Here is a 4,661-nt window from a genome sequence, read left to right as displayed (position 1 = left end):
GGCGGGGCGGGCCCCGGCGCCCCCCGCCCGGCGGCCCCCCCCCCCCGTCCGGTCCGCCGGTCCGGGACGGTGCGTGCCCGGCGCCCCGGGAGGGCGCCGGGCACGGGTGGTCCGTCAGACCGGGAGGAGGACGGCGATCCCGATCGCGACGAGGGCGACGAGCGCCACGACCACGCAGCCGAGGACGATCGCGGCGACCCGGTCGGCGGCGGACATCCCGCGCCGCGGGGGCTCGGGCGGGGCGAACGAGGGGCGGCCGGAGCCCTCCCCGAAGGGCGACCCGCCCTCGTGGAGGGAGGCGTCCCGCTCGGGGCGGGACCCGGGCTGCGGCCGGAAGGAGGGGGAGGGGGAGTGCGTCAAGGGGGACTGCTCCGGATCTTCTGCGGGGGACGGTGAGGAGGGGTGTGGCTGGACCGCGGAGGTCGGGGGACCGCCGCGGCGGCCGTACGCGGAGCGGGCGCCGGGCCGTGACGGCACTACGCTATCCACCCCCTGCGGGCCTGTGGACGACGGCCCGGGCGTCGGTGGCGGCTCCTATCCTGGGAGCAGACATCAGCGGTGGTTCTCGGGGGGAAGCGTGACGGTCTTCGACGACCTCATCGGCCAGCAGGCCACGGTGGGCCAGCTCCGACGGGCCGTGGTCGGGGCGTCGGACCTCGTCGCCGGGGGCCGGGGCGCGGGCATGACGCACGCCTGGCTGTTCACCGGCCCGCCCGGATCGGGCCGCTCGGAGGCGGCCCGGGCCTTCGCGGCCGCGCTCCAGTGCCCCGACGGCGGCTGCGGACACTGCCCCTCCTGCCACCAGGTCCTCGCCGGAACCCACCCCGACCTGCTGTATGTGCGCCCCAGCGGTCTGAGCTTCGGCGTCGCAGCCACCCGCGACCTGGTGCTGCGGGCGGGCTCCAGGCCCTCCGGCGGCCGGTTCCGTATCGTGCTCTTCGAGGACGCCGAGCGCGCCACCGAGGCCGCCTCCAACGCCCTGCTCAAGGCGGTGGAGGAGCCCTCCCCCCGGACGGTCTGGCTGCTGTGCACGCCCGCGCCCGACGACCTGCTCGTCACCATCCGCTCCCGCTGCCGGCTGGTCACCCTCGCCACCCCCGGCACCCGGGAGCTGGTGGACGCCCTGGTCCGGCGCGACGGGGTCGACCCCGTGCTCGCCCAGGCGTCGGCGGTGGCCGCGGCGGGCCGGATCGACAGGGCCCGGCAGCTGGCCACCGACCCCGAGGCGCGCAGGCGCCGGGAGGAGGTGCTGTCCATCCCCGCCCGCCTCGACGGGCTCGGCGCGTGCGTCACCTCCGCCGCCCGGCTGTACGAGATCGCCGAGGAGGAGTCCAAGGCCCTCACCACGGCCCTGGACGAGAAGGAGAAGGACGAGCTGAGGACCGCGTTCGGCGAGGGTTCCACCGGCAAGGGCGTGGCCAAGGCCATGCGGGGCTCCGCCGGCGCCATGAAGGACCTGGAGGAGCGGCAGAAGCGCCGTGCCACCCGGATCAAACGGGACTCCTACGACCGCGCCCTGCTCGACCTGGCCGCCTTCTACCGGGACGTCCTGGCCCTCCAGCTGGGGGCCTCGGTCGAGCTGTCCACCGGAGAGCGCTCCGGCGACCTGGACCGCGTGGCGCGCTCCAGCACCCCCGAGACCACGCTGCGACGGATCGACGCCATCATGGAGTGCCGCGGACGCATCGAGGCGAACGTGCACCCCCAGATCGCCATGGAGGCCATGACCTCCGCACTCCTGGTCGACGGGAGAGCGTGAGCCGGGACGGTCCGGGGCGCCCCGGCGGGGCGCCGACCTGAGCGGACGCCCGCCTCCGGTACCCGCGCGCACGGCCGCGGCCGTCCGGATCCGGACCGGTCCGGAGCGGCAGGAGGCGGCCCCGGCCGCGGGTCGCGACCACCCGGTGGCCGCGACCCCGGGGTCGTGGGAGGACAGAGCCGCACGGCCGGGCCGGTGCGGAGCAGACGACGCGCCGGCCACCAGCGGCCGGCGGAAACGAGAGGGCGGACATCCGTGGCGACGAGAGTTCGGGGGGCACTGGCGGCGGCACTGGCCGGTGCGGTGCTGCTGGCGACCGGGTGCACGGGCGGGGAGGGCGCCCCCGAGGAGGGGAACGTCGCAGCCCCCGACCCCGCACTGACCGACTTCACCGAGCAGGGCCTCGACTGGGGTGAGTGCGAGAGCGGGGCGGACGGCGCGGAGTGCGCGGTCTACGAGGTGCCCCTGGACTACGACGAGCCCGGCGGCGACCGCGTCGAGATCGCGGTCAAGCGGTTCCCCGCCGAGGGCGGCGACCGCATCGGCTCCCTGCTGGTCAACCCCGGCGGTCCGGGCGGCTCCGGCTACGACTACGTGGACCACGCCGCCTTCACGGTCAGCGACGCGGTGCGCCAGAGGTTCGACGTGGTCGGGTTCGACCCGCGCGGCGTCGGGCGCAGCTCACCGCTGACCTGCCTGGACTCCGAGGGGCTCGACGAGTTCCTCGGAGGGGTGGACAGCGTCGAGGGCGACGGCGACATGTCCGAGGTCACCGAGGCCGAGCTGGCCGAACTGGAGGAGGACAGCCGCGGGTTCGTCGAGGCCTGCCGGGCCAACGACCCCGAGCTGATGCTCCACATGGGCACCGTCAACGTCGCCCGCGACATGGACATCCTGCGCGCCCTGGTCGGCGACGAGCAGCTGACCTACCTCGGCGCCTCCTACGGCACCCACATCGGGGCGCAGTACGCGGAGGAGTTCCCCGACCGGGTCCGCGCCCTCGTGCTCGACGGCGCGGTGGACCCCAGCCAGGAGCAGCTCGACCTCAGCGTCGCGCAGGCCACCGGCTTCGAGACGGCGCTGCGGGCCTTCGTGGAGGACTGCCTCGGGCAGCCGGACTGCCCGCTGGGCGCGTCCGGGGACAGTGTGGAGGACGGCGTCGGGGCGCTGAGCGACTTCCTGGCCGACACCGCCGAGGAGCCCCTGTCCAACAGCGCCGACGACCGCGAGGTCAACCGGGCCCGCGCCGAGCTCGGCGTCCTCGCGGCCCTGTACTCCGAGAGCTGGTGGCCCCGGGTGCGCGAGGGGCTGGCCGAGGCGATGGAGAACGGCGACGGCACCGTGCTGATCCAGCTCGGCGACGACCTGTACAGCCGCGAGGACCCGGCCGCCTACGAGAACTCCACGGCGGCGCTCATCGCGGTGAACTGCTCCGACTCCCCGAGCCCGCGCGACGTCGACGCGTATGTCCGGGCCGCGGCCGAGGCCGGCGAGGAGTCGCCGATCTTCGGTCCGACGCTGGCCTGGGGGGCCCTGCCGTGCGCCTACTGGCCGGAGGAGGCGGTCACCCCGACCACCGGCCTGGACGGAGCGGGGGCCGCCCCCATCATGGTGGTGGGCACCACCCGGGACTCGGCCACCCCGTACGCGTGGGCCGAGGCGCTCGCGGGCCAGCTGGAATCCGGGTTCCTGGTGACCCGCGACGGTGACGGCCACACGGCCTACCGCATGGGCGACCAGTGCATCGACGACATCGTGGACGCCTACCTGGTCGACCTGACCGTTCCCGAGGACGGCATGGCCTGCGCCTGACCGACGGGGCCGGGGGCCGCCGCCCCCGGCCCCCGCGCCCCGCTCGCGGAGGCGGGACCGGCATGACCGCAAACGTGTACACGGCACCCGTCGGAAGGCGTTAGACTGGGACCGCTTCGCCGCGTGTGACACGCGGCGTCGCGCCGCCTTAGCTCAGTCGGCAGAGCGATTCACTCGTAATGAATAGGTCGTCGGTTCGATTCCGACAGGCGGCTCCAGCCGAAACGCCACCCCGGACCGGGGTGGCGTTTCGCGTTGGTGGCCGAAAAGGGGGCCGGTGACCTGTTCGGCGAACAGGCTGCCCGTGGCGCCGGCCCCCGCGCCCCGCGCCGGGGGCCGGGGGTGGCGGAACCGCGGCTCCGGCGGTCCGGCCCGGGGACGCGGTTCCGGGCCGGCGCCGTCGACAGCCCTTGGTCAACAGATGATTACCCGCCGTGTCGGCGGCGTGGGGCTGTGCCGACGGGGACGCGGGTAGGTGCACGCCATGAGCCTGATGTTCATGCTGTTCGCGCTGCTCGGGTCCATCGTCGTGCTCGCCGCGGGTTCCCTCGCGCTGCGCCGCGTGGTGGCCTACCTGAACGACCGGCTCGTGGTCGAGGAGGCGACGGCGCCCCCGGTGGAGCCCGAACAGCATGTGGGCGGATACGTTCCCGCGCCGAGGGGGCAGGAGGACCTGCCGCACTCCCTGCGCACCCGCGTGCACGACCTGGTCGCCCTCGGTCGGGACGAGGAGGCGGTGCGGATGGTCCGCGAACGCCTGGGCGCCGACGAGGTCCGAGCCCGGCGGATCGTCGCCGGGCTCGGAGGCGACGGGACCGGCTCCAGGCGGGCTCTGGAGCCCTAGACGGTATGTAGGGAGGGCCGCCTCCGGCCGCGCCGACCGCGCTCGGACAGCCGGACCCGGGCCGGCCTTCGCCACCCGTCCTGCGGGAGGTGCCCGGCGAACGCTCGCGGCGATCGGCGCACGCGGTTCCGTCACGGGCCGCGGGGGCGCGGTGCGGACCGCGCCCCCGCGGCCGGCCGCTCGCGGTCCCGCCCGGCCCCGCCCGCGGGCGCGGCGCCGGGGGGGGAGCCCCCCCCCCACACCCCG

The 4,661-nt window shown here is 75.8% G+C and carries 4 protein-coding genes and 1 tRNA gene; 4 read left to right on the top strand and 1 reads right to left on the bottom strand.

Features of this window, described 5'->3' with window-relative positions; all coding sequences use genetic code 11:
* Positions 1-114 precede the first annotated feature (114 nt).
* Positions 115-360: a hypothetical protein gene (locus ABZ234_RS33875; RefSeq protein ID WP_355014761.1), complete on the bottom strand. Its 246-nt coding sequence runs from the start codon at positions 358-360 to the stop codon at positions 115-117.
* Positions 361-577: 217 nt separating this feature from the next.
* On the opposite strand from ABZ234_RS33875, the gene ABZ234_RS33870 reads away from it, so the two are divergent.
* From ABZ234_RS33870 to ABZ234_RS33855, 4 genes are all read left to right on the top strand, one after another.
* Positions 578-1,759 (top strand): DNA polymerase III subunit delta', encoded by a 1,182-nt coding sequence (locus ABZ234_RS33870; protein WP_355014760.1) that lies wholly within the window; start codon positions 578-580, stop codon positions 1,757-1,759.
* 279 nt (positions 1,760-2,038) lie between these two features.
* A complete protein-coding gene (locus tag ABZ234_RS33865; RefSeq protein ID WP_355014762.1) occupies positions 2,039-3,571 on the top strand; it encodes an alpha/beta hydrolase in 1,533 nt (510 codons plus the stop codon).
* A 142-nt stretch (positions 3,572-3,713) separates the two neighbouring features.
* Positions 3,714-3,789 (top strand) — tRNA-Thr (locus ABZ234_RS33860).
* A gap of 266 nt (positions 3,790-4,055) precedes the next feature.
* On the top strand, positions 4,056-4,415 hold the full coding sequence (locus ABZ234_RS33855) for a hypothetical protein (RefSeq protein ID WP_355014759.1): 360 nt from the start codon (positions 4,056-4,058) through the stop codon (positions 4,413-4,415).
* The last annotated feature ends 246 nt before the right edge of the window (positions 4,416-4,661 follow it).

It is taken from the genome of Nocardiopsis sp. NPDC006198, assembly GCF_040613895.1.
Taxonomy (GTDB): Bacteria; Actinomycetota; Actinomycetes; order Streptosporangiales; family Streptosporangiaceae; genus Nocardiopsis; species Nocardiopsis tropica.
Note: the sequence above shows the minus strand (reverse complement) of the source record. Positions and strands in the feature narration are given on the sequence as shown.